Genomic DNA, 20,330 nt, shown 5'->3' on the forward strand with positions numbered 1-20,330 from the left:
ATCCCCGCCTCTGCGGCTAACGGTCAATGGCATTCCGGCCGGCGACCCGCTAACAATGTCCTTGGCATACAAAGCGGGGGCGTCATTGCAATGTCCCCCGAAACGTCGGGAGGACACCTTGCACTTCAAGTTTCGCCACGTGATCGCCACCGCCGCCTCGCTCGCGGTGCTCGCTCTGGCCGGCCCGGCCCTCGCCGCCGACAATCCGATCGTGATCAAGTTCAGCCACGTGGTGGCCTCGAACACCCCGAAGGGCCTCGCCGCCGACAAGTTCAAGGAGCTGGCCGAGAAATACACCGACGGCAAGGTCAAGGTCGAAGTCTATCCGAACTCGCAGCTCTACAAGGACAAGGAAGAGCTCGAGGCGCTGCAGCTCGGCGCGGTGCAGATGCTGGCGCCTTCGAACTCCAAGTTCGGCCCGATCGGCATCAAGGAATTCGAGGTGTTCGATCTGCCCTACATCCTGCCCGACCTCGCCACCCTGCGGAAGGTGACCGACGGCCCGCTCGGCACCAGGCTGCTGAAGCTGCTCGAGCCCAAGGGAATGATCGGGCTCGCCTACTGGGACAACGGCTTCAAGCAGATGAGCGCCAACAAGAAGCTCGTCGATCCCGCCGACTACAAGGGTCTGAAGTTCCGCATCCAGTCCTCGAAGGTGCTGGACGCGCAATTCCGCACCCTCGGCGCCATCCCGCAGGTGATGGCCTTCTCCGAAGTCTACCAGGCGCTGCAGACCGGCGTCGTCGACGGCCAGGAGAACACGCCCTCGAACATCTATACCCAGAAGATGCACGAGGTGCAGAAGTACATCACGCTGACCAATCACGGCTACATCGGCTACGTCGTGGTCGTGAACAAGAAGTTCTGGGACGGCCTGCCGCCGGATATCCGCGCCGCCTGCGAGAAGGCGATGAAGGAAGCGACCGCCTACGGCAACAACCAGTCGGCGAAGGAGAACGACGACGCGCTCGAGGAGATCCGCAAGTCCGGCAAGACCGAGCTGGTCAAGCTGACGCCGGCCCAGGACGAGGCGATGCGCAAGGCGATGATGCCGGTGTACAAGGACGTCGCGGGGCGCGTCGGCCAGCCGCTGATCGACGAGTTCCTGAAGGAGACGCGCGGCTCGACCAACTGATGGCGTGAGACGAGCGGTGCGCGGACAATGGCCCGCGCACCGAGGGGGCGAAGCACTCGGCGCGCAAGAAGGCAGACGGCGCAGCCAAGCGCCGCGGACGTTTTGATTGTGGGGGAGGGGACTTGGGCTTTCTGTTGCGCATCCTCGATCGGCTCGAGGAGATCCTGATCGCATTCCTGATCGCGGCGGCGACCTCGATCATCTTCGTGGCCGTGCTGCACCGCTATCTGGTCGGCGTGCCCTTCCTCTATCCCATCCTGTTTCCGATCGACCTGTCCTGGGCACAGGAGCTCTGCATCTACATGTTCGTGTGGATGGCCAAGTTCGGCGCCGCCTACGGCGTGCGCACGGGCATCCATGTCGGCGTCGACGTCGTCGTCAACATGATGCGGCCATCGCTGCGCAAGGTGACCATCCTGTTCGGCCTGCTGTGCGGAGCGCTGTTCACCTCCATCATCGGCACGATGGGCGCCAAGTTCGTCTACGGCCTGTCGCAGACCGACCAGGTGACGCCCGACATGGAGCTGCCGAGCTGGCTGGTCTATCTCTGCATCCCGCTCGGCTCCTATCTGATGTGCTTCCGCTTCCTGCAGGTCGCCTGGCACTATCTCCGCCACGACGAGCTGCCGCACCATGATCATGCGGCCGTCGAGGGCATCGAGACGACGGGCGTGGAGGCCGCGCGATGAGCAGCCTCCTCATCTTCAGCCTGCTCATCTTCCTGATGCTGACGGGCATGCCGATCTCGATCGCGCTCGGCCTCACCGTGCTGTCGTTCGTGTTCTTCATGACGAACGTGCCGACCGAATCGGTCGCGCTGAAATTGTTCACGGGCATCGACAATTTCGAGATCATGGCGATCCCGTTCTTCATCCTGGCCGGCAACTTCCTGACCCATGGCGGCGTCGCCCGAAGGATGATCAACTTCGCGACCTCGATGGTCGGACACTGGTATGGCGGCCTGGGCCTCGCCGGCGTCATGGCCTGCGCGCTGTTCGCGGCCGTCTCCGGCTCGTCGCCGGCCACGGTGATCGCGATCGGCTCGATCATGCTGCCTGCAATGGTGAAACAGGGCTTTCCCAAGCGCTTTGGCGCCGGCGTCATCACGACGTCAGGCGCGCTCGGCATCCTGATCCCGCCCTCGATCGTGATGGTGGTCTATGCGGTCGCGACCGGCGGCAGCATCGCGCTCGATCCGGCCGGTCATCGCGTCTCCTCGGCCTCCGTCGGTCAGCTGTTCATCGCCGGGGTTATCCCCGGGCTGATGCTGGCGAGCCTGCTCGGCTTCACGACGTTCTACCGGGCCTGGAAGAACGACTATCCACGGATGCCGCGGGCGAGCTGGGCGGAGCGCTTCATCGCGTTCCGCAAATGCATCTGGGGCCTGCTGCTGATCGTGATCGTGCTCGGCGGCATCTACACCGGCAAGTTCACGCCGACCGAGGCCGCGGCCGTCAGCGCCGTCTATGCCTTCGTCATCGCGGTGTTCGTCTATCGCGACATGTCGCTGAAGGACGTGCCGAAGGTGCTGCTCGGCTCGGCCAACATGAGCGCGATGATCCTCTACATCATCACCAACGCGGTGCTGTTCTCGTTCCTGATGGCCAATGAGAACATCCCGCAGCAGATCGCCAACTGGATGGCGGCGGCTGGCGTCAACTGGATCGTGTTCCTCTTGGTCGTCAACATCCTGCTGCTGCTCGCCGGCAACGTGATGGAGGCGACCTCGATCGTCTTGATCATGGCGCCGATCCTGTTCCCGGTGGCGGTCAAGCTCGGCATCCATCCGGTGCATCTGGGCATCCTGATGGTGGTCAACATGGAGGTCGGCATGTGCCACCCGCCTGTCGGCCTCAACCTCTACGTGGCGTCCGGCATCGCCAAGATGGGCATCACCGAACTGACCATCGCCGTCATGCCCTGGCTGCTGACGATGCTCGGCTTCCTCGCGCTCGTCACCTACGTGCCGGAAATCTCGCTGTGGTTGCCGCGCATGCTGGGGATGCTTTGAGGCGCGGCAACAAACTGAAACTGATTTGCAAAAACAGAAAGGTATTTGAAGCAATTACATCTTCGTAAGGTCGTACACTCTGTCCAAACTGTAAGTTGAAGGCGCGGAACGGCAGGCTCATGCTGATCCGAGTTTCCAAGGAGGTTGGCATGAGAAGGTTCACCATTGCCGCAGTCGCCGTGCTCGCCATCGCCGGCTCGACCGCGGTCTACGCCCAGCGCGGCTGGTTTCATGATCACATGCATCATGCGCGCATGAATCCGGAAGATCGCGCCGCCATGCTCGATGCGCGCATCGCTTCCGTCCATGCCGGCCTGAAGCTGACGGCGGACCAGGAGAAATTGTGGCCGCCGGTCGAGAGCGCGGTGCGCGATCTCGTCAAGCTGCGGTTCGATCGTGCCAACGCGCGGATGAAGGCAGCCGACGAGGCGCAGGACAAGGATGTCGATCCGGTGGCGCGGCTGCGCGAGCGTGCCGACACCATGGCGGTCACGGCGGATGCGATGAAGAAGGTCGCCGACGCCGCCGACCCGCTCTACAAGACGCTCGACGATGGCCAGAAGCGCCGGCTGTCGATGCTGACCCGGCCGATGGGGCGCATGATGGGACCGGACGGTCTGCGCCATCACCGCTGGATGGAGCGCGGCGAGGGCGGCATGGAGGACGGTCCGCGCTTCGGCGAGCATCGCTTCGGCCCGGGACCGATGGGCCACATGGGCTGGTCCGAGGAGGAACGCGAGTCCGGGCGGCTTTGACAGCCGTTTGACGATCCTTCTGATTTCATTTGGGGAAAACCGCCGCCCGCCGGCGGTTTTTCTGCATCGAAAGTGCCGAAAAATGCTCAGGGATCGCTGGACATCCTGGAATCGCTTTGCTAAACGACCGGCTCTCGCGGAAGGCTTTCTCCGGATGCAAGATCCGGGCGCATAGCTCAGTTGGTAGAGCAGCTGACTCTTAATCAGCGGGTCCTAGGTTCGAGCCCTAGTGCGCCCACCAAGCCTTTCAAAGACTTATGCAGAAACACCGTCTGAGGTTGAAAAACTAACGGTTTTTCAGACGGTGTTTTTCGACAGTCTGCTCTCAATAGTTTGAAAGGCGAACCAGGGGACGTACGGCTAGCCAGCCGCGATCTTCGGTGGCGTCCAGCCTCAATGTCTTTGAACGTTGATTGGTGCCGTCGGGGTGCACCTCAGGCACCATGGCCGCGAGCGTTCGCTCCGACGTCCCAACTCTTGTCCTCTGGATCGGCGCCGACCAGCCGGTATGGGCGACACGGATCAGACGCCTGGGTGTCGGCACCTCGCGTCGTTTCTCCGCAACGACGCAAGCGACCCTTCGCCATGACCTGCGGACCGTTGTGGAGCCAGGATGCGCCACTCGCGCGCGCGAGGTGGCCAATCAGATGACGCCGCCGAGCCGAAGCCCGACAGCTGCCGTAGCGGTTCTCGAAGAACTGGCCGTCACGCGCGCGTGATTCGCCGCCGGCCTGCTGATTGGCCCCAATTGCCACATCCCAATCTGCTCCCAATTCCTCGAAAAATCATGGACGAGCCGCCCACGAACTCACGGCGCGGAAAACCTCGCCTGGAACCCGCCCTGCGCTCCAGGCAAAGGGGATGTCAGGACAAGCTCGGCACCAACTCCGGAGGCGATGGCTTTTGCAATGGCGAGGCCCAATCCCGAGCCGTCGGCATCGGTGCTGCCACGCTCGAACGGACGAGACAAGCGTTCCAGCAACTCCGGCGGAACGGCTGTTCCCTCATTTGTAACGGTCAGCACGCCAGTGTTGGAAAGAGCTACAACGACTGGCGCGTGGGGCGCTCCGTGCTTGAGGCCGTTCTCGATGAGGTTGCGCGCTAGAATGGCAAAGGCATCTGTATCGATATCGAAAAGGACCGGCGTAGCAGGAATGTTGACGGCGAGCCGACCGGCCGCAGCCGGATCGCGCATCATCTCCCCGACGACCAGTTTCAAAACCGATGCGATATCCGTCGTCCCCTTGCCCTGAAGCCGTCCACCTTCCGCCTTCGCGAGCTGCATCAACTTTTCAGACAGTTGCGAAAGCCGCCGCAGCGCCACCTCGATCTGCTGGGCCCGGGTTCGGGCCGCGGTGTCCCTGGTCTCGGCGATGAGCCGTTGCGTCTGCGCGAGCGCGGCAGCCACCGGTGTCCGTAGTTCGTGCGCGGAATTGGCCGTGAAACTTCGCTCAGCTTCCAGCGCGCGTCGAAGCTTCTCCAGGAGGCCGTTCACGGCGTCGGCGATCGGTCCGATCTCGGAGGGCAGTCCCGCGGCTGGAACCGACGACAGATCGCCGGTGCCGCGCGCTTCAATGTCGCTTCGTAGGCGCCTGACCGGGGTCATCGAAACGCGCACGACGCCCCATACGGCGAGAAGACTGAGGGGAATGAGCAATCCCAACGGCCAGGCAAGCCCGAGGAGCGCCTGGTTCGCGACCTCGCGGCGATGTGTCAGCAGCTCCGCCACCGCGATCGTCATCGTGCCTCGCACTGCAGTGTCGAAGTAGATTCGATGGGTCGGGGTGTCGACAAACCCCATTCTGGAGAAAGGAGGAAAGATCGCGTCGTCGGCGCCGTGCGAGCGCAGCAGTACGGTGCCGCGCTCGTCACGGACCACATAAGTGAAGTACTCGTCGTGCTGCCTCAGCGTAGCGATACGCTGAGACGTGCCGTCTGCCTCACGGCCGAGGATCTCGAGCACCGCAAGTGGAAGAATCCGCTGAGCCGTTTCCTCGAGCGCGCTATCGAATACTTCGTTCATTTCGTGACGCAGCCTTTGGCCGGTCACGACGGCTGCAACGATCCAAAGGAGTGCGACGCCGAGCCCGAGCCACAGCGAGATCTGCCACTGCAGACTACGCGGGCCTTTCATGAGGCGGTTCCCAGCCGATAGCCGAGACCTCGCACGGTCTCAATGACGGCGTGTCCGAGCTTCTTGCGAAGCCGGCTGACATGGACCTCGATGGTGTTGCTCTCGATCTCCTCGCCGAAGGAATAGAGCCGTTCCTCGAGCAGCGATTTGGACAAGACCTGCCGTGGACGCTGCAAGAAAGCCTCGAGCAGCACCCATTCCCGCGCTGTCAGGGCGATGCTCTTTCCTGCACGCGTCATCGACCGAGCGGCCAGGTCGATCTGAAGATCGCCAATTCGGATGAGCGGGTTCGGATTGCCGGCATAGCGGCGAGCGACGGCGTTCAGCCGCGCCGTAAGCTCCGAGAGATCGAAGGGCTTGATCATGTAATCGTCTGCGCCGGCGTTGAGCCCTTCGATCCGGTCGGACAATTGATCAAGCGCCGTTAGGATGATGACCGGCGTCACGTCTCCCTTGGCGCGTCGATCGCGCAGCAGTCCGATACCGCGGCCGTCCGGCAGCATGAGATCCAGGAGCAAGAGGTCATAGGCCGCGGTGCCAAGATATTCCCGTGCCGCATCCAAGCGGGTCACCCAGTCCACGGAATGGCCATCCGACACAATCTGGTCGCGTACTGCCGCCCCCAGAATCGTGTCGTCTTCGATCAGCAATATCCGCATCGGGTCATTCCGCGCACCCCGTCGACCTGTGAGGTTAGAGATAATCATAGAGGAGATTCTGACGTTGACCTGAAGCAAAAGTCGCGGCGTCTTCAGGTCAACGTCAGGAAACCGGCTCAAGAAGAAGGCAGGCAGGAGCCTTGAAGCGGGAGCAAGAGAACGTGAAGAGGACAGTGTTGATTGCCGCCATTCTGCTGGGGGCGCTGACCCCCGGCATGGCGCTGGCCGATGATGACGATTGCAGCGCGCCCATGGCGCAATGGCAGCCGCGCGAAGCGGTCGAACAAATGGCGAAAGCGCGCGGCTGGACCGTGCGCAGAATCAAGATCGACGATGGATGCTATGAGATCAGGGGACAGGACGAAGGCGGTCGCGCCATAGAGGCAAAGGTTGATCCTGCATCTCTGGCTGTGATCCGCGTGAAGCAAAAACGCGGAGAGCACGACAAGGATCATGATGAAGGTGACCGAGACCGGCGAGGCGATCAGTCGGGACCAGGACGAGCAGCCGCGCCTACGGCGCCGCCCCCCAACGGACTTATTCAGGGCGGCACGGCCCCCAAGGTCCAAGTTCAATAGCGGTCCGGAAGCGACGAGCATCGTGGGACGCAAAAGGCTGGCCTGACCGACGGACATCACCTGAATCGAGCGAACGCGACATCGCGTTCTAGCGCGCCCCGCGTCGTGCGGGGCGTTTGCTTTTGCAGAGAGCGCCAACCTGACGGCGACCTGAAGCAGAATCGGATCGGCCTTCAGGAGCACGTCAGCCGCGCCATTCAGTTATGGCGCGATAGAAACGCCACTGTCGGAGACAAAAATGAGATCGATGATTGCCGCCCTTGCCGTGACCACCGCGCTGACCGCCCCCGGGCTGGCCATGGCGCGACCTGTCACGTTGACCACGACGCTCAACAACTACGGCGGGAACGGCGCGTATTTGGCGCTCTACGTGACCGACGCGACCGGAGCTTACAAAGGCACGCTGTGGATGGCGGGCTCCAAGTCCAAATATTACAGTCATCTCAGCGGCTGGGAGCGCAGTTCTCGTGGAAACCTTGCCGATATCAACGGCATCACCGGCGCAAGCGTCGGAGCCGGCCGTACGCTGAAAATCACGCTCGATCTTGCGGATGCGCTCTTCGATGCGGGCTACAAGCTGCATATCGACGCCGCCGCCGAGGACATGCGCGACAGCCCGTCCGAGGTGGTCGTTCCGCTGACATCCGCGAGCGCGGGCCGGCCGCTGGCAGGGCGCACCTACATCCGCTCGTTCGCTTACGACATGTAGCCTTAGGATGGGTGTGATGCTGCGCTGGATTCATAGGGTCCTGGCCTTTGCCGTCGTCCTGCCGCTGATGGTGCTTGTCCTGAGCGGAGCGGTGCTGTCGGTGATCCCGGCTTGGGAAAGAGCTGGGGCGATATCGCCAGACAGCATTAGCGTCGCCGACCTCGCCGGCCGGATCGCCCACAGATATCCTGGCGTTGAGCAGATCAAGCGACTGACCTCCGGCAAGATCGTCGCCTTCTACTCCGGACCAGCGGGCCCGGCCGCGAGCGTGGTGGACCCTTCCAGCGGCAAGCCGGTTTCGGACTACGTGCGCTCCCCGTTCGAGCGCTGGATGACAAACCTGCACCGCTCGTTCCTTCTGAGCGATGGCGGACGCGTGGCCACAGGCGCGAGCGCATTCGCGATGCTCGTCCTGACGCTGTCAGGTCTGCAGATGACGGCCCGGCGCATGGGAGGGTGGCGGCACATTCTCGGCTGCTCCCGCGGCGGCGGCATGCAACGCCTGCATACCGATCTCGGTCGACTGGTGGCCTTCGGGCTCGTGCTGTCGGCGATGACGGCGCTGTATCTGTCGCTCACGACGTTCGGACTGATCCCGGACGGCACGGCACAGGTGTCCACATTTCCGAGCGTGACAAGCCGCGGCCCTGCTCTTCCGGTCGAGCAAATCCAGGCTTTGCGTGGCATCGATCTTTCCCAACTGCGTGAATTGACGTTTCCCAACCCCGCGAATCCGAACGATCCCTTCCAGCTAGCCACCGCCGCAGGCGAGGGCTACGTCGACCCGGTCGGTGGAGAGCTGCTGGGTTGGCAGGACAATTCGGTCGCCCGGCAGATCTACGAATTCATCTACATGCTGCACACCGGGCAAGGGCTCTGGTGGCTTGGATTGCTGCTCGGCGTCAGCGCCCTCGGCGTGCCGGTGCTCGGGTTAAGCGGAGCCGTGGTGTGGTCGAGCAGGAAGCACGCTCACGCTCCCATCACCGACAACGTTCCCGCCAAAGATGCCGACACCGTGATCCTGGTCGGCAGCGAGGGCGGCAGCACATGGGGCTTCGCCCGCACGCTGCATGCCGCGCTGATGGCCAACGGGCACAGGGTTCACGTCGCTCCGATGGACAGCTTGTTACGATCCTATCCGTCGACGCAGCGCATGTTCCTGCTGACGGCAACCTATGGCGACGGCGCAGCACCGGCGACGGCCGGCGCGTTCCTCAAACGCCTCGACGCGATCACCGCGCCACTGCCTTTTCCGGTGGCGGTCCTCGGCTTCGGTGATCGGCAATTCCCGCAATTCTGTCAATTCGCCCGCGACGTCGAAGCGGCCCTGGCGCGTAAAGGTTCGAGATCGTTGATGCCGCTGGACACGATCGACCGCCAGTCCGGGCAAGAGTTTGCGCGGTGGGGCGAGGCCCTGTCGGACGTCATGGGTGAAGACATCGTGCTGATACATGTGCCGGAGCGGCCGCGTACTCGTACGCTGACGCTCATCGAACGCGTCGATTACGGCGCGGAGGTGCAGGCGCCAACCTGCGTGCTGCGCTTCGCGCTGCCAAGAAGCGGCATGTTCGCGCGCCTCACAGGGCATGCCTGGCCGCGCTTCGCCGCAGGCGACTTGATCGCGGTTCTGCCGCCGGACTGCAACTTGCCGCGCTACTATTCGTTGGCAAGTTCGACCCGTGATGGCTTCGTCGAAATCTGCGTCCGCAAGCGTCCGGGTGGACTTTGCTCTGGTCTGCTTCACGGCCTTCAGCCGGGCGACAAGGTCGAGGCCTTCGTGAAGGCAAACCCCGCTTTCCGCCCTTCACATGGACGAAAACCGGTGATCCTGATCGGCGCCGGCACCGGCATCGGTCCGCTGGCAGGATTTGTTCGTGCCAACGGCGGGCGCCGGCCGATGCATCTCTATTTCGGCGGGCGCGATCCAGCCTCGGACTTTCTTTATGAGCGCGAAATCGATGGCTGGCTGGGTGAGAAACGACTGACGAGCCTCACCACTGCCTTCTCGCGCGTGAAAGGCGGCGGCTATGTGCAGGATCGCCTGCGCGATGACGCCGATCGCCTGCGCGCACTCGTCGCCAACGGAGCGCAGGTCATGGTCTGTGGCGGGCGCGACATGGCAGCGGACGTCATGCAGGCGGTGGCGGACGTATTGGCGCCCCTCGGTCTGGATCCTGTCGCACTCAAAGCCCAAGGGAGGTATGTTGAAGATGTCTACTGACCTGCTCCGTCATGTATTGAGCGGCGCCACCATGGGAACGCGCTGGTCGGCGCTGCTCTATCCACCGCCGTCGACCGATCTTGCCGCGCTGGAAGCCGCATTGGCTCACGCCGTCGATTGCGTCGACCATCAGATGTCCACATGGAAGCCGGACAGCGACCTGATGCGTCTCAATGCAGCGTCGCCGGGCACCTGGGAATCCTTGCCGATTGAACTCATGCGGGTTTTGGAGCGGGGAGTTGCAATCGGACGCGCCTCGGGCGGCGCCTTTGACGTCGGCCTCGGAAGTCTCGTCAATGCCTGGGGTTTCGGACCTCCCAGTTCGGCGCCAGACGCGCAAGCGCTTCGCGCGGCTCTTCGCGAGCGGATGCCACCAACCCACACTGTTCTTGAACTGGATGTGCCGGGACGAAGGGCGCGCAAACATAGCCACTTCGCCCTCGATCTTTCGGGCATCGCCAAGGGTTTTGCCGTGGACGAGATGATGCGTGTGGTTGAGATCTTCGGCGTCTCCAATGCGCTGGTCGGGCTTGATGGAGAGTTGAAAGCGCGGGGCGCCAAGGCAGACGGAGCCTCGTGGCGCGTAGCGGTGGAAGCGCCTGACTATGAACGGCGCGGTCCGCTCGGCGTGATCGAATTGCGTGATGCGGCGGTCGCGACGTCGGGCGACTATCGGCGCTGGGTCGATATCGGGCGAAAGCGCCTCTCTCATACGATGGACCGATCGCGCGGCGGTCCGGTAGAAAATGGAATTGCGTCAGTTTCAGTCGTTGCCGCTAGCTGCATGGACGCCGATGCCTGGGCCACTGCGCTCATGGTTCTCGGTCCGGAGCAAGGCAAGGCGCTGGCGCAGAAGCAAGGACTGGATGCACTGCTCATCCAGCGGCAAAACGAGACGTTCTTGGAGATTCCTGTCGGTCCCTTGTTCTATGAGCCTCGGGGCGCGCGGCAGGAAATGAGCCCGTAAACCGGCAGACTCTCAATCACAAGCATTCCCGCGTTCTGGTCCGTGGCGAGGGCGTCGGCCTTGGTGGCTCTCAGCAAGGAGCAGATCACACGCCGCTCAATCAGCGGGTTCTAGGTTCGCCCAGCTAACCTTCATCGGTTTCTCCAGGGATCGATGCTCGGCCGAGCTCTTCCAGGGCCTGTCGCACCGACTCGACGAGGTCCAGCGCCACCGGCGAGGGGCTGCGCTGCGGTGGGAACACCGCGGCGAATTCGAAATCGATGCGCGGCATGAATGGCCGCATCACCACGCCACGGCCGTCGAATTCGCGCGCGGTGAACGGATCGCAAATCGAGACGCCCAATCCCGACGACACCATCCCGCACATGATTTCCGACAGCGTCGTCTCGACCCGCAGCACGCGCCTGACATCCTCGCGATGGAAGATCTGATCGATCAGATGCCGGCTGGTGGAGCCTGACGAGAGCGAGATGAAGGTCTCCCCCTCGAAGTCGCGCGGCACCAAGATCGTCTTCGCGCAATGCGGATGGCCTGCGGGGAGAACGGCGACGCGCGGCAGCGCCGGCAGCTTGATGCTCGGCAGCCCGGCATGGGCGATCGGCACCTCGGCAAAGCCGACGTCGCATTGCGCGTTCAGCACCCAGTCGATCACGATCGGCGAGATCACGCCGAAGAAGGCGAGGTTGAGGTTCGGCCGTTCCTGCAGGAAGTGGCCTGCGAGCCGCGGCAGATAGCCATTGGCGAGCGCGGGGAGCGCGGCAATGCGCAGCGTCCCGGTGCGCCGGCCACGGATCTCCTCAGCGGCCGCGGTGATGCGATCGAGCCCGACGAAGGAGCGCTCGACCTCCATGTAGAGCGCCGTCGCTGCCGCGGTCGGCACCAGGCCGGTGCCGCGGCGCTCGAACAGCTCCATCTTGAGCAGCGCCTGCAGGTCGCGCAGCAGCCGGCTGACCGCCGGCTGGGTCACCGCCATCAGTTTGGCGGCTTCCGTCACACTGCCGCTCAGCATCATCGCCCGGAAGGCTTCGACCTGCCGCGAGTTGATCCGCGCCATACGTTCTCACATCCATAACATTTTCGTATGAATAGGGTGCCATTATTCATTGGACGATCAAAGTCTCTGCTGCGATCTTTTTTGGCAGGGTGAGGGAAGGCTCGTTTTTTAGGCTTCAGCTCCGGGTTTCTGGGGTGCGGATGCCATCGGGCAAGCCGATCTCCCTGGGGCGGTTTTTTAATACCGTCTCGTATCCAAGATGATGGAGATCGGTCCGATGAAGCACCCTAATTTCCTGATGGCGGTCGGTGTCGCCATCCTGGCTTCTGCCTCGCAGGTCTGGGCTCAGCAGAAGGCGCTCTATGTCGCCGGCTATGGCGGCTCGTTCGAGAAGACGATCCGCGAGGAGGTGATCCCGCCGTTCGAGCAGGCCAACGGCGTCAAGGTCGAATACGTCGCCGGCAACTCCACCGACACCCTCGCCAAGCTGCAGGCGCAGAAGGGCAACCAGCAGATCGACGTCGCGATCGTCGATGACGGCCCGATGTACCAGGCGATCCAGCTCGGCTTCTGCGACAAGGTCACCGGACTGCCCGGCGATCTGCTGGAGGTCGCGCGCTTCAAGGACGACAAGGCGATCGCCATTGGCCTCGTCGCCACCGGCCTGATGTACAACAAGAAGGTGTTTGCCGAGAAAGGCTGGGCCGCGCCGACCTCGTGGAACGATCTCAAGGATCCGAAATACAAGCAGCTGCTCGTCATTCCGCCGATCAACAACACCTACGGCCTCAACGTGCTCCTGATGCTGGCGAAGATGAACGGCGGCAGCGAGAGCAATGTCGATGCCGGTTTCAAGATCTTCAAGAATGACATCAATCCCAACGTGCTGGCCTACGAGCCGTCGCCCGGCAAGATGACCGAGCTGTTCCAATCGGGGCAGGCGGTCATCGCGGTGTGGGGCAGCGGTCGCGTGCAGAGCTTTGCCAACACCGGCTTCCCGGTCGATTTCGTCTATCCGAAAGAAGGGGCCGTGAGCCTGCTGACGACGGCGTGTCCGATCGCCAAGCCGTCGGTCTCGCCGCTGGCCTCGAGCTTCATCAAGCTGCTGCTCGATCCGAAGATCCAGCTCACGATGCTGAAGGAATATGGCTATGGCCCGGTCGTGAAGTCCGTCGTGGTCCCCGAGGGCGTGGGCGCGATGGCGCCGATCGGCGAACGCGCCGCCAAGGTCTATGCGCCCGATTGGACCGTGGTCAACGAAAAGCGCGAGGAATGGACCAAGCGCTGGAATCGCGAAGTCGAACGCTGACTGGTCGTTTGTTGCGAGCCTCTCGTTGACGACGGTGTTCTCCCTTCCCCGCAAGGGGGAAGGGAAGTGCACCGTGCGCGGGGCGCCAGTATTCCTCGCCCATCTGGATCCAAAGCATGTCCTTCCTCGAGATCGATCGCGTCGGCAAATCTTTCGGCCCCAACGCGGCCGTCGAAGAGTTCAGCCTCGGCGTCGCCAAGGGCGAGTTCATCTCGTTCCTCGGCCCCTCGGGCTGCGGCAAGACCACCACGTTGCAGATGATCGCGGGCTTCCTCGATCCCTCACACGGCGCGATCCGCCTCGAGGGCAGGGATCTCGTCGCAGTGCCACCGGCGAAGCGCGGCCTCGGCATCGTGTTCCAGAGCTACGCGCTGTTTCCTCACATGACCGCCGCCGAGAACGTCGCGTTCGGCCTGGAGATGCGCAAAGTCGCACGCAAGGAACGCGAGGAGCGCGTGCGATCGGCGCTCGCGCTGGTCGGCCTTGCCGGCTATGAGGACCGTCATCCCCGCCGCATGTCCGGTGGCCAGCAGCAGCGCGTTGCGCTCGCGCGCGCGCTGGTGATCCGGCCGAGCCTGCTGCTGCTCGATGAGCCCCTGTCCAACCTCGATGCGCGCCTGCGCGAGGACATGCAGATCGAGCTGCGCCAGATCCAGCGCGATCTCGGCACCACGACCATCCTCGTCACCCATGACCAGATCGAGGCGATGTCGCTGTCCGACCGCATCGTCGTGATGAGCAAAGGCAGGATCGAGCAGATCGGCACGCCGCAGCAGGTCTACGAGCAGCCGGCTTCCGCCTTCGTCGCGCAGTTTCTCGGCAAGACCAACGAGTTTGCTGCGACCGTGGACCACACCGGGGGGCAGGCCAGACTGGTCGCGGGATCGTGGAGTGCGCCGGCGCCGGCCGGCGTGGCCGGCTCCGTCGCCGTCAGCGTCCGGCCCGAGCGCATCAACTTCGGCGACGCCGGGCTTGCAGGGCGCATCACGAGCCGCATCTTCCAGGGCAATCACTGGCTGTTCCAATGCGACACCGAATGCGGGCCCGCCATCGTAATCCGGCAGAATGACGGCCAGCCGCAGCCGGAGCAGGGCGCAGCGGTGCATCTCGTCTGGCAGGTCTCGGACATGAGCCTGCGCGCTGCGAAGGCTGCAGCATGAGCGCGACCATCGCGTCCAACTCGTCGGAGACGCGCGCCGGCCTTTCGCTGGCGCTGCCGGCCTTGATGCTGTTCCTGGGCGTCGTCGTGATCCCGTTGGCGATGACCGTGATGCTGTCGTTCCACGATTGGGGCCAGTACAAGGGCATCGAGCCGGTCTTCATCCTGAAGAACTGGCGCGAGATCGTGGACGATCCCTACTACGCGGAGATGTTCTGGCGCACCTTCCGCGTCGCGGTGCTGGCGACCTTGATCACGGCGGTGTTCGGCGTACCGGAGGCCTATATCCTCAACCGCATGCAGGGGCCGTGGAAGGGTCTCTTCCTGCTGGTGATCATCGGCCCGCTGCTGATCTCGGTCGTTGCGCGCACCCTCGGCTGGGCGCTCCTGTTCGGCGGTAACAACGGGCTCGCCAACAAGCTCCTGATGACATCAGGCCTGATCGAGTCACCAATCAGGTTCATGTTCACCGAGACCGGCATGGTGATCGCGCTGGCGCACGCGATGATGCCGTTCATGGTGCTCGCGGTGTGGACCGCGCTGCAGCGGCTCGATCCGCAGGTCGAGAATGCGGCGCTGTCGCTGGGGGCAAGCTCGCTGACGGTGGTCCGCCGCATCGTGCTGCCGCAGATCATGCCGGGCGTGCTGTCGGGCGCCATCATCGTATTCTCGCTGTCCGCCAGCGCGTTCGCGACGCCGGCGATCATCGGCGGCCGCAGGCTCAAGGTCGCGGCGACGCTCGCCTATGACGAATTCCTCAATACGTTGAACTGGCCGCTCGGCGCCGCGGTCGCCGTGCTGCTGCTGATCGCGCTCGTCCTGATCGTCGTCGGATCCAACGCGCTGATCGAGCGCCGCTATCAGGAGGTGTTCCGATGAGCCGGAACGGCCCTCTGGCGCTGATCTTCCATGCCGTGTTCGTCGTCTTCATGGTGGCGCCGATCGTCGTCGTGTGCTGGGTCGCGTTCACGCCCGAAGGTTTTCTGTCGATCCCGATCACCAGCTTCTCGCTGCGCTGGTTCAGGGCGCTCGCCGACTATCCGGAATTCGTCCACGCCTTCGGCGTGAGCCTGTGGCTCGGCGCGCTGTCGTCGTGTGTGGCACTCTTGTTCGCGGTGCCGGCGGCGCTCGCGATCAGCCGCTATCGCTTCCGCGGCCGTGACGCGCTGTCGGCGCTGTTCCTGTCGCCCTTGATGATCCCGCACGTCGTGCTCGGCATCGCCTTCCTGCGCTTCTTCACGTCGGTCGGCGTCGGCGGCACCTTCGTGGCGCTGGTGATCGCCCATGTCGTCGTGGTGTTTCCGTTCGCGCTGCGGCTGACGCTTGCGGCCGCGACCGGCATGGACCGGTCGATCGAGATGGCCGCGGTCTCGCTCGGTGCCGACGGCTGGACCATGTTTCGCCGCGTCACCTTGCCCGCGATCCTGCCGGGCATCGTGAGCGGCTGGATGCTCGCCTTCATCCAGTCGTTCGACGATCTGACCATGACCGTGTTCCTGGCGACGCCCGGCACCGAGACCTTGCCGGTGCGCATGTTCCTCTACATCCAGGACAACATCGATCCGCTGGTGACGTCGGTGTCGGCCAGCGTCATCGCCATCACCATGACCGTTCTGATCGTGCTCGATCGCGTCTATGGCCTCGACCGCGTGCTCACCGCCAAAGGCGGCGACGCAGGACGATAGGAGATACTACGATGAGAGACTATGACGTCGCCGTCGTCGGCGGCGGCCTGCTCGGCTCTGCGATTGCCTGGGGGCTCGGCCGGCTCGGCCAGCGCGTCGCCGTGCTCGACGAGGGCGACATCGCCAAGCGTGCCTCGCGCGCCAACTTCGCGCTGGTGTGGGTGCAGAGCAAGGGCCTGGGCATGCCGGCCTACACCGGCTGGACGGTGCGCGGCTCCAAGGCGTGGCCGAAGCTCGCCGAGGAGCTGAAGGCGCAGACCGGTCTCGACGTGGTGCTGCAGCAGAACGGCGGCTTTCATCTCACCCTCGGCGAGGCCGAGTACGAGCAGCGCACCCAGCTCGTCGCGCGCATGCACAACCAGGTCGGCGCCGCCGACTATCAAATGGAGATGCTGCCGGCGTCCGAGGTGAAGAAGATGCTGCCGCTGATCGGCCCGGAGGTCTCGGGCGGCAGCTTCTGCCCCTATGACGGTCACGTGAATTCGCTGCGCACCTTCCGCGCCCTGCACGTCGGCATGAAGCAGTTCGGCGTCGACTATCTGCCGGAGCGTGCGGTCGGTGCGATCGCGCTGGACGGCAATGAGTTCAGGCTGACGACGGCGCAAGGCGAGATCCGCGCGGCGAAGGTCGTGCTCGCGGCGGGAAATGCCAACCAGACCCTGGCGCCGATGGTCGGGCTGTCGGCGCCGATGGGGCCGACGCGCGGCCAGATCGTCTTGACCGAGCGCACGATGCCGTTCCTGCCGCATCCGTTGACCACGATCCGCCAGACAGACGAGGGCACGGTGATGATCGGCGACAGCAAGGAGGACGAGCTCGACGACCGCGTGCAGAACCATCCGATCAACGCGGTCATGGCCGATCGCGCCCAGCGCACCTTCCCTCATCTGGCGCGGCTCAACGTCGTCAGAAGCTGGACCGGCATCCGCGTGATGCCGAAGGACGGCTTTCCGATCTACGAGCAGTCGGAGAGCCACCCGGGCGCCTTCGTCGCCTGCTGCCATTCCGGCGTGACGCTCGCGGCGAACCACGCTTTCGACATCGCGCGCATGGTCAAGGACGGCGCGCTCGAGCCGGAGCTGGTCGGTGCATTCACAGCCAGCCGCTTCGACAGCGAAGCGGGAGCGGGCGGCAGTGGCTACTACTGAGGGATGACGGCGCAAGGCGCCATGGAGACGATGATGTTCAAACGAACTGAGGGTGATGCGAGGGGATCGGTGACGATCCATGTCGGGGGCCAGCCGGTTGCCGCGCGCGAGGGTGACTCCGTGTCGGCGGCGCTGCTCGCCTCCGGCCTCGACGTCCGGCGCGCCACCGCGGTCAGCGGCGCGAGGCGCTTGCCTTATTGCATGATGGGCGTGTGCTTCGACTGCCTCGTCACCATCGATGGAGTCGGTAACCGGCAAGGCTGTCTCGTGCCTGTCGCCGAGGGCATGCAGATCGAAGTCCAGAAGGGCAAGCGGGAGATCGGCAAATGAGCGCCGCGCCGAAGCATGATGCATATGACGTCGTGGTGATCGGCGCCGGTCCTGCGGGCCTCGCTGCTGCAGAGATGACGGCTGGCGCCGCTCTGTCGACGCTGCTGCTCGACGAGAACGCCGGCCCTGGCGGCCAGGTCTGGCGTGCGATCGATGCGACCCCTCTGAAGAGCGAAGCGCTGCTCGGCGCGGACTATTGGTCCGGCAAGCAGCTCGTGAACGCCGCGCGCGACAGCGGTGCGGAGATCATTCATCGCGCCACGGTGTGGAGCCTCGACCGCAATCTCGAGATCGGCGTCTCGGTGGCCGGCGGCTCGGCCTTCATCAAGGCCAAGCGGGTCATCATCGCGACCGGAGCGCAGGAGCGTCCGTTCCCGATTCCCGGCTGGACCCTGCCCGGCGTGATGACCGCGGGCGCGGCGCAGACGATGTTGAAATCCTCCGGCCTCGTGCCTGACTGCCCGACGATTTTGGCCGGGCAGGGGCCGCTGCTGTGGCTGCTCGCGGCGCAGATCCTGCGCCTCGGCGGCCGCATCGATCGCATTCTCGACACCACCCCGCGCGCCAACTACATCGCGGCGCTGCCTCATGCCCTCGCGTTCCTGACCTCGCCCTATTTCGGCAAGGGGCTCGCGATGATGCGCGAGGTGCGCGCGAAGGTGCGCGTCACCAGCGGCGTGACCGAACTCGTGGCAGAGGGCGAGGGCAAGCTCTCGGCGGTCAGCTACGCCACAGCGGGCGGCAAGCGCGAGACGCTGGCGGCCGAGTTGCTGCTGCTGCATCAGGGCGTGGTCCCCAATGTGAATCTCGCGATGGCCGCCGGCGTCGAGCATCGCTGGAACGAGCTGCAGCTGTGCTGGACTCCGGTGCTGGATGCCCTAGGTAACACCTCCATTCCCGGCATCGCCATTGCCGGCGATGGCGCCGGCATTGGCGGTGCGCAGGCGGCCGTGGTGCGCGGCCGGCGGGCGGCCGGGGATGCGATCAAGGCGCTTCGCCCGCACGCAAAGGTCATCGATAGGTCTGCGGAGTTGGCCCGCGCCGAGCGCGGCAGGACCTTCCTCGACGTTCTGTTCCAGCCGGCAAAGCAGTTCCGTATCCCGCAAGGCGACACCATCGTATGCCGCTGCGAGGAGATCACCGCCAAGGACGTGCTCGACTCCGTCGCGATCGGCGCCACCGGGCCGAACCAGCTCAAGGCCTATCGCCGCACCGGCATGGGGCCGTGCCAGGGGCGGCTGTGTGGCCTCACCGTCACCGAGCTGATGGCCGAGGCGCGCGGCAAGACCCCGCAGGAGATCGGCTACTACCGGCTGCGCGCGCCGGTGAAGCCGATCATGCTGTCGGAGCTCGCAGGCCTGCCGAAGACTGAAGAGGCCACCAAGGCCGTGGTGCGCGGATGACGGTGAAGACGGATGCCATCATCGTGGGTGGCGGCATCCACGGCTGCTCGACCGCGCTGCATCTATGCCTGGCCGGGTTGAAGCCGGTGCTGATCGAGAAGGACTATGCCGGCCGTCACGCCTCCGGTGTCAATGCCGGCGGCGTGCGCCAACTCATGCGCGACGTCGCGGAGATTCCGCTGTCGATCCGCTCGATGGGCATCTGGGAGAACATCAGCGACCTGGTCGATGATGATTGCGGCTTCGAAAGCTTCGGCCAGGTGCTGGTCGCCGAGAACGACGCGGAGCTCGACGCCTGTCGCGCCCGCGTCGCCGATCTCAACGCGCGCGGCTTCAGCCACGAGGAGCTGATCGACGGCACGGAATTGCGTCGCCTCGTGCCGGCGGTGGCGGAGAGCTGTCCGGGCGGCGTGGTGTCGCGGCGCGACGGCGCGGCGCAGCCCGCGCGCACCACGACGGCGTTCCGCCGCAAGGCGGAGCAGCTCGGCGCGCTCATTCGCGAGGGCGTGGCGGCGACGAACATCCGCAAGGACGGCAAGCTTTGGCATGTCGACGTCGGCTCCGAGAGCTTTGCCGCTCCGGTGCTGGTCAATGCCGCCGGCGCCTGGGCCGGCCGCATTGCGGAACAGTGCGGCGAGCCGGTGCCGGTCGAGACCATCGCGCCGATGCTGATGATCACGTCGCCCGTCGCGCACTTCATCGATCCCGTCGTCATCCTGCGCGGCCGCAAGCTGTCGTTCAAGCAGTTCCCCAACGGCACGGTGCTGATCGGCGGGGGCCATCTTGCAACGCCCGACCAGGACCGCAACGAGACCGTGCTCGACTGGCGCAAGCTGTCGGAGAGCGCGCGCACCGTCGCGGAACTGTTCGCGGTGATGCGCCGCGCGACCATCGTGCGCGCCTGGGCCGGCATCGAGGCGCGCATGCGCGACGACATTCCGGTGTTCGGGCCGAGCGCCGTTCACGACGGGCTGTATCACCAGTTCGGCTTCTCGGCGCACGGCTTCCAGCTCGGCCCCGGCGCCGGCGCGGTGATGGCCGAGCTCATCGCGCACGGCGGCACCCAGACGCGCATCGGCGATCTCAGCATCGCGCGCTTTCAGAACTCCATCCCTTCACCATCCACATGAGGA

At 64.5% G+C, this 20,330-nt stretch carries 19 protein-coding genes and 1 tRNA gene; 17 read left to right on the top strand and 3 right to left on the bottom strand.

Annotation, left to right across the window (positions count from 1 at the left end; translation table 11 throughout):
* The first annotated feature begins 118 nt into the window (after positions 1-118).
* The 5 genes from QW861_RS07015 (at position 119) to QW861_RS07035 (ending at position 4,142) form a co-directional block, all read left to right on the top strand.
* Complete coding sequence (locus QW861_RS07015; RefSeq protein ID WP_315713282.1) at positions 119-1,135, top strand: TRAP transporter substrate-binding protein; 1,017 nt, start codon at positions 119-121, stop codon at positions 1,133-1,135.
* 122 nt (positions 1,136-1,257) lie between these two features.
* Positions 1,258-1,824, top strand: coding sequence for a TRAP transporter small permease (locus tag QW861_RS07020; RefSeq protein WP_315713280.1), 567 nt, complete (start codon positions 1,258-1,260; stop codon positions 1,822-1,824).
* Complete coding sequence (locus QW861_RS07025) at positions 1,821-3,146, top strand: TRAP transporter large permease subunit (RefSeq protein ID WP_316192862.1); 1,326 nt, start codon at positions 1,821-1,823, stop codon at positions 3,144-3,146. Before QW861_RS07020 ends, QW861_RS07025 begins: the two co-directional genes overlap by 4 nt.
* A gap of 149 nt (positions 3,147-3,295) precedes the next feature.
* Entirely contained in the window at positions 3,296-3,901 is a 606-nt protein-coding gene (locus QW861_RS07030; RefSeq protein ID WP_315752774.1) for a Spy/CpxP family protein refolding chaperone, read from the top strand.
* Between the two features lie 165 nt (positions 3,902-4,066).
* A tRNA-Lys gene (locus tag QW861_RS07035) sits at positions 4,067-4,142 on the top strand.
* A 567-nt stretch (positions 4,143-4,709) separates the two neighbouring features.
* Here QW861_RS07035 and QW861_RS07040 read toward each other — a convergent pair.
* Both QW861_RS07040 and QW861_RS07045 read right to left on the bottom strand, forming a co-directional pair.
* The gene (locus QW861_RS07040) at positions 4,710-6,035 is read right to left on the bottom strand and encodes an ATP-binding protein (RefSeq protein WP_315752775.1); all 1,326 of its coding nucleotides are present in this window, start codon (positions 6,033-6,035) and stop codon (positions 4,710-4,712) included.
* On the bottom strand, positions 6,032-6,694 hold the full coding sequence (locus QW861_RS07045; RefSeq protein ID WP_315713274.1) for a response regulator transcription factor: 663 nt from the start codon (positions 6,692-6,694) through the stop codon (positions 6,032-6,034). Before QW861_RS07045 ends, QW861_RS07040 begins: the two co-directional genes overlap by 4 nt.
* Before the next feature lie 161 nt (positions 6,695-6,855).
* Here QW861_RS07045 and QW861_RS07050 point away from each other — a divergent pair, with 161 nt between their 5' ends.
* From QW861_RS07050 to QW861_RS07065, 4 genes are all read left to right on the top strand, one after another.
* Positions 6,856-7,272: a PepSY domain-containing protein gene (locus QW861_RS07050; protein ID WP_316192863.1), complete on the top strand. Its 417-nt coding sequence runs from the start codon at positions 6,856-6,858 to the stop codon at positions 7,270-7,272.
* 238 nt (positions 7,273-7,510) lie between these two features.
* Complete coding sequence (locus QW861_RS07055) at positions 7,511-7,981, top strand: DUF2271 domain-containing protein (protein WP_316192864.1); 471 nt, start codon at positions 7,511-7,513, stop codon at positions 7,979-7,981.
* A 16-nt stretch (positions 7,982-7,997) separates the two neighbouring features.
* Positions 7,998-10,202 carry a PepSY domain-containing protein gene (locus tag QW861_RS07060; protein ID WP_316192865.1) on the top strand — a complete coding sequence of 735 codons (2,205 nt, stop codon included), beginning with the start codon at positions 7,998-8,000 and terminating at the stop codon, positions 10,200-10,202.
* Positions 10,183-11,169: an FAD:protein FMN transferase gene (locus QW861_RS07065; RefSeq protein WP_316192866.1), complete on the top strand. Its 987-nt coding sequence runs from the start codon at positions 10,183-10,185 to the stop codon at positions 11,167-11,169. Before QW861_RS07060 ends, QW861_RS07065 begins: the two co-directional genes overlap by 20 nt.
* Before the next feature lie 124 nt (positions 11,170-11,293).
* Here the strand turns inward: QW861_RS07065 and QW861_RS07070 are convergent, their stop codons facing one another.
* Positions 11,294-12,223: a LysR substrate-binding domain-containing protein gene (locus QW861_RS07070; protein ID WP_315752780.1), complete on the bottom strand. Its 930-nt coding sequence runs from the start codon at positions 12,221-12,223 to the stop codon at positions 11,294-11,296.
* 217 nt (positions 12,224-12,440) lie between these two features.
* Between QW861_RS07070 and QW861_RS07075 the strand changes: the two genes are divergently transcribed.
* The 8 genes from QW861_RS07075 to QW861_RS07110 all read left to right on the top strand — a co-directional run bounded on the left by QW861_RS07075 (position 12,441) and on the right by QW861_RS07110 (position 20,327).
* Positions 12,441-13,472, top strand: a complete 1,032-nt coding sequence (locus tag QW861_RS07075) for an ABC transporter substrate-binding protein (protein WP_316192867.1) — start codon at positions 12,441-12,443, stop codon at positions 13,470-13,472.
* Positions 13,473-13,588: 116 nt separating this feature from the next.
* Positions 13,589-14,632 (top strand): ABC transporter ATP-binding protein, encoded by a 1,044-nt coding sequence (locus QW861_RS07080; RefSeq protein ID WP_316166023.1) that lies wholly within the window; start codon positions 13,589-13,591, stop codon positions 14,630-14,632.
* Positions 14,629-15,510 carry an ABC transporter permease gene (locus QW861_RS07085; protein WP_315713263.1) on the top strand — a complete coding sequence of 294 codons (882 nt, stop codon included), beginning with the start codon at positions 14,629-14,631 and terminating at the stop codon, positions 15,508-15,510. Before QW861_RS07080 ends, QW861_RS07085 begins: the two co-directional genes overlap by 4 nt.
* Positions 15,507-16,316: an ABC transporter permease gene (locus QW861_RS07090; RefSeq protein WP_316166024.1), complete on the top strand. Its 810-nt coding sequence runs from the start codon at positions 15,507-15,509 to the stop codon at positions 16,314-16,316. The genes QW861_RS07085 and QW861_RS07090 overlap by 4 nt, the downstream gene beginning before the upstream one ends.
* Positions 16,317-16,327: 11 nt before the next feature.
* Positions 16,328-17,464, top strand: a complete 1,137-nt coding sequence (locus tag QW861_RS07095) for an FAD-dependent oxidoreductase (protein WP_316192868.1) — start codon at positions 16,328-16,330, stop codon at positions 17,462-17,464.
* 33 nt (positions 17,465-17,497) lie between these two features.
* Positions 17,498-17,794 (top strand): (2Fe-2S)-binding protein, encoded by a 297-nt coding sequence (locus QW861_RS07100; protein WP_315713257.1) that lies wholly within the window; start codon positions 17,498-17,500, stop codon positions 17,792-17,794.
* Complete coding sequence (locus QW861_RS07105; protein ID WP_316192869.1) at positions 17,791-19,197, top strand: FAD-dependent oxidoreductase; 1,407 nt, start codon at positions 17,791-17,793, stop codon at positions 19,195-19,197. Before QW861_RS07100 ends, QW861_RS07105 begins: the two co-directional genes overlap by 4 nt.
* Positions 19,194-20,327: an FAD-dependent oxidoreductase gene (locus QW861_RS07110; protein WP_316174191.1), complete on the top strand. Its 1,134-nt coding sequence runs from the start codon at positions 19,194-19,196 to the stop codon at positions 20,325-20,327. Before QW861_RS07105 ends, QW861_RS07110 begins: the two co-directional genes overlap by 4 nt.
* Positions 20,328-20,330: the final 3 nt, after the last annotated feature.

It is taken from the genome of Bradyrhizobium sp. SZCCHNRI1029, from assembly GCF_032487555.1.
Taxonomy (GTDB): domain Bacteria; phylum Pseudomonadota; class Alphaproteobacteria; order Rhizobiales; family Xanthobacteraceae; genus Bradyrhizobium.

Coding starts and splice junctions, on each gene's coding strand:
- QW861_RS07025 (WP_316192862.1), top strand. CDS start 1,821: ATGAGCAGCCTCCTCATCTTCAGCCTGCTCATCTTCCTGATGCTGACG.
- QW861_RS07030 (WP_315752774.1), top strand. CDS start 3,296: ATGAGAAGGTTCACCATTGCCGCAGTCGCCGTGCTCGCCATCGCCGGC.
- QW861_RS07040 (WP_315752775.1), bottom strand. CDS start 6,035: ATGAAAGGCCCGCGTAGTCTGCAGTGGCAGATCTCGCTGTGGCTCGGG.
- QW861_RS07045 (WP_315713274.1), bottom strand. CDS start 6,694: ATGCGGATATTGCTGATCGAAGACGACACGATTCTGGGGGCGGCAGTA.
- QW861_RS07055 (WP_316192864.1), top strand. CDS start 7,511: ATGAGATCGATGATTGCCGCCCTTGCCGTGACCACCGCGCTGACCGCC.
- QW861_RS07060 (WP_316192865.1), top strand. CDS start 7,998: ATGCTGCGCTGGATTCATAGGGTCCTGGCCTTTGCCGTCGTCCTGCCG.
- QW861_RS07065 (WP_316192866.1), top strand. CDS start 10,183: ATGTTGAAGATGTCTACTGACCTGCTCCGTCATGTATTGAGCGGCGCC.
- QW861_RS07070 (WP_315752780.1), bottom strand. CDS start 12,223: ATGGCGCGGATCAACTCGCGGCAGGTCGAAGCCTTCCGGGCGATGATG.
- QW861_RS07075 (WP_316192867.1), top strand. CDS start 12,441: ATGAAGCACCCTAATTTCCTGATGGCGGTCGGTGTCGCCATCCTGGCT.
- QW861_RS07080 (WP_316166023.1), top strand. CDS start 13,589: ATGTCCTTCCTCGAGATCGATCGCGTCGGCAAATCTTTCGGCCCCAAC.
- QW861_RS07085 (WP_315713263.1), top strand. CDS start 14,629: ATGAGCGCGACCATCGCGTCCAACTCGTCGGAGACGCGCGCCGGCCTT.
- QW861_RS07090 (WP_316166024.1), top strand. CDS start 15,507: ATGAGCCGGAACGGCCCTCTGGCGCTGATCTTCCATGCCGTGTTCGTC.
- QW861_RS07095 (WP_316192868.1), top strand. CDS start 16,328: ATGAGAGACTATGACGTCGCCGTCGTCGGCGGCGGCCTGCTCGGCTCT.
- QW861_RS07100 (WP_315713257.1), top strand. CDS start 17,498: ATGTTCAAACGAACTGAGGGTGATGCGAGGGGATCGGTGACGATCCAT.
- QW861_RS07105 (WP_316192869.1), top strand. CDS start 17,791: ATGAGCGCCGCGCCGAAGCATGATGCATATGACGTCGTGGTGATCGGC.
- QW861_RS07110 (WP_316174191.1), top strand. CDS start 19,194: ATGACGGTGAAGACGGATGCCATCATCGTGGGTGGCGGCATCCACGGC.